General features: G+C 68.2%; 3 protein-coding genes. 2 read left to right on the plus strand and 1 reads right to left on the minus strand.

Features of this window, described 5'->3' with window-relative positions; all coding sequences use genetic code 11:
* On the minus strand, positions 1–569 hold a 569-nt coding region (locus Q0M60_RS06010; RefSeq protein ID WP_296817239.1), incomplete at its 3' end, for a lipoyl synthase.
* A 100-nt stretch (positions 570–669) separates the two neighbouring features.
* On the opposite strand from Q0M60_RS06010, the gene sseA reads away from it, so the two are divergent.
* On the plus strand, positions 670–1,740 hold the full coding sequence (gene sseA / locus Q0M60_RS06015; protein ID WP_366855618.1) for a 3-mercaptopyruvate sulfurtransferase: 1,071 nt from the start codon (positions 670–672) through the stop codon (positions 1,738–1,740).
* 98 nt (positions 1,741–1,838) lie between these two features.
* Positions 1,839–3,401, plus strand: coding sequence for an AMP-binding protein (locus Q0M60_RS06020; RefSeq protein WP_296817242.1), 1,563 nt, complete (start codon positions 1,839–1,841; stop codon positions 3,399–3,401).
* Positions 3,402–3,467 lie beyond the last annotated feature (66 nt).

A 3,467-nucleotide genomic window follows, 5' to 3' on the forward strand; every position in this document is an offset into this window, starting at 1 on the left:
AGATAGAGCCGCGGCACGGTCTCCAGGTTGTGGTTGAAGACGTCGGGCTTGGCGTCGATGACGACTTCGGCGGCGCCGTCCTTGCGCAGGAAGTCGGGCGTCAGGATCTCGATCGTCGTGCCGGGCGCCTGGGCGCGAATCTGGCGGATCACCTCGGCGAAGTGCTCGGCGCCGCCGTCGGCCAGGTCGTCGCGGTCCACCGAGGTGATGACCACGTGGTTCAGGCCCATCTGCTGGACCGCCAGCCCGACCTTGAAGGGCTCCTCCGGATCGAGGGCTAAGGGCAGGCCGGTCTTGACGTTGCAGAAGGCGCAGGCCCGCGTGCAGGTGTCGCCCATGATCATCAGCGTGGCGTGCTTCTGGCTCCAGCACTCGCCGATGTTGGGGCAGGCCGCCTCTTCGCAGACGGTGTGAAGGCCCTTCTCCTTCACGATCGCCTTGGTGGCGTTGTACTGGCCCGAGCCCGGCGCGCGCACGCGCAGCCAGTCAGGCTTGCGCAGCACCGGCGCGTCGGGCCGGTTGCGCTTTTCCGGGTGCCGGAATGAGACCGTGTCGATCAGGGTGACCATTTGCGCGCTATGTCGTCTCTTGCGGGGGATATGGCAAGCACTCAGCCGTCACCCTCGGGCCACCTTTTCCCTCTGGGAGAAGGGAAATACAGATCATCGCATGCCTACTTCCACATTTGACGGCATGACAACCAACGAGCGGCTGGGTGAAGCTGGCTTGCTCGAGCAGATGGACACCGCCATTCGCAACCGCGACCGGGCGGCGATGATATCCCTGCTGCGGCAGGTCCATCTCGCCGGACAAGCCGAACGGATTGCCGACACGGTCCTCGCGCACCCGGAGCGCTACGGCTATTTCGAGCGGGACGGCGAGGGCCCGCCGCACGCAGCCGACGAGCCGCCCGATCCGCTCATCACAACCATCGAGTTGGCCGCGTTGACGAAGCTGCTCGACGTGCGCCTCCTCGACTGTACCTGGAACCTCGACGGCTCAGACGCCAAGGGGCCGTTCGAGGCGGCCCGGATTCCGGGGGCCCGGTTCTTCGACATCGACGCGGTGGCGGACACCACGAGCCCCCTGCCCCACATGCTGCCGAGCCCGCGGGTCTTCGCCGAGGCTGTCGGGGCCATGGGGATCGGCAACGACGATCTGGTGGTGGTCTATGACCAGGCGGGCGTGCGGTCCTCGCCGAGGGTCTGGTGGACCTTCCGGGTGTTCGGCCACGACCGGGTCCGGGTGCTGGACGGCGGCCTGCCGAAGTGGCGGGCGGAGGGACGTCCGGTCGAGAGCGGGCCCGTCGAGGCGGTTGCGACCCGCAGGTTCGTCGCCGGGCTTCGGCCTGAGCTGGTCCGCGACTTCGCGGCCGTGCGGGCTGAACTGGAAAGCGGTGGCCAGGTGGTGGACGCTCGCTCGGCGGCCCGCTTCCGCGGCGAGGCGGCCGAGCCGAGGCAGGGCCTCCGGTCGGGCCGGATACCCGGCTCGCTGAACCTGCCCTTCCCTGACGTGCTGACCGCTGACGGGACGCTAAAGTCCGCCGAGGAACTACGCACCCATCTCGAGGCCGCCGGCGCGTTCCTGGACCGACCGCTGACCACAAGCTGCGGCTCGGGCCTGACCGCCGCTATCCTGGCGCTGGCCGCCGCACGCCTCGGGAAGTGGGATGTCGCGATCTACGACGGCTCCTGGGCCGAATGGGGCGGCCGCGAGGATGCTCCGGTGGAGGTCGGCTGACTCCGTCTTCACGCAACGTAACGCATCTTTTCTTCCGTCGACGCGCTGTCTAGGTTGCCGACGCAACAGAGAGGGGCCGGACCGGTCCCCCAAGGAGGATGCGCTTGCCGCGTGAATTTGCTGCGCGGGAGGGGGACAAGGCGGTTTTCGACGCCCTGATCGAGGCGCGGGACCGTTTCGGGGACAAGGAGATCCTCGAGGACCAGGACAGGAAGCCCCTGACCTACACCGGCCTGATCCGGGCCGCCTTCGTGCTCGGCCGCAAGATCGCCGCCATGACCGAACCCGGCGAGCGGGTCGGCGTGCTGCTGCCGTCCAGCGCGGGCGTCTGCGTGACCTTCTACAGCCTGCACGCGTTTGGCCGCACGCCGGTGATGCTGAACTTCACCTCGGGCGCCCGCAACGTGAAGGCGGCCATCAAGGCCGCGGGCGTGAACAAGGTGCTGTCGGCCAAGCGCTTCGTTGACCAGGCCAAGCTGGAAGACCTGACCGACGCCATTGAGACCGTCGCCGAAGTCGTCTGGCTGGACGACGTGCGCAAGACCATCGGCCTGGGCGACAAGGTCTTCGGCCTGATGGCCGGGATGTTCCCCAAGCAGTTCCGCACGCCGGTGAAGCCGGACGACGCGGGCGTCATCCTGTTCACCTCAGGCAGCTTCGGCGCGCCCAAGGGCGTCTTCCTCAGCCAGTCGAACCTGGTGTCGAACTGCGCCCAGGTGGCCCAGCACATCGACCTGAACCCCAACTGGGTGGTGTTCAACCCGCTGCCGACCTTCCACTGCTTCGGCCTGACCGGCGGGGTGCTGCTGCCTATGTTGACGGGGATGAAGGCGTTCCAGTACCCCTCCCCCCTTCACGCCAAGCAGATCGTCGAGCTGCTGCCCGAGGTGAAGGCCTCGATCGTCTTCGCGACCGATACCTTCCTGAACCAGTGGGCGCGGGTGGCCGGGCCGGACGATTTCCGCACGCTGGAGTTCGTCGTCGCCGGCGCCGAGAAGGTGCGCGACGAGACCTATCACCTGTTCAACACCAAGTTTCACGGCCTGAAGCTGCTGGAAGGCTACGGCGCGACCGAGGCCGCCCCCGTGGTCGCGGTGAACCATCCGGACCGCAACCGGCCCGGCACGGTCGGCCAGATGCTGCCGGGCATGGAATGGCGGGTCGAGCCAGTGCCGGGCATCCCGGAAGGCGGACGCCTCTATCTGCGCGGGCCCAACGTCATGGCCGGCTATCTCTCGCCGGACGATCCGGAGACGGTCGAGCCGCTGGAAGGCGGCTGGCATGACACCGGCGACATCGTGGATGTGGACGAGGAGGACTACGTCGCCATCCTCGGCCGGGCCAAGCGCTTCGCCAAGATCGGCGGCGAAATGGTGTCCCTGACCGCCGTCGAGCGCCTGGCCAGCGCGGTGTGGCCGGAGTCGCGCCACGCCGTGGTCGCCGTGCCGGACACCCGCAAGGGCGAGCGCCTGGTGCTGGTCACCGACCGGACGGACGCCGACGTCGCCCGCCTCGCCGCCTGGGCCAAGGACCACGGCGCCCCGGAACTCGCGGTGCCCAAGAAGATCATGCGGGTGCCGGAGGTGCCGGTGCTGGGCACGGGCAAGACCGACTACGTCTCGATTCAGCGGATGGCGGAAACCGACGCTCGGGCGGCCTAGAGGTTGCGCCCTTAAGGCCAAGCTCTACATTCGTCGCAGAACCGGTTGCGGTTTTCGCGGCCGGAG

Source organism: Brevundimonas sp., assembly GCF_024711105.1.
Lineage (GTDB): Bacteria > Pseudomonadota > Alphaproteobacteria > Caulobacterales > Caulobacteraceae > Brevundimonas.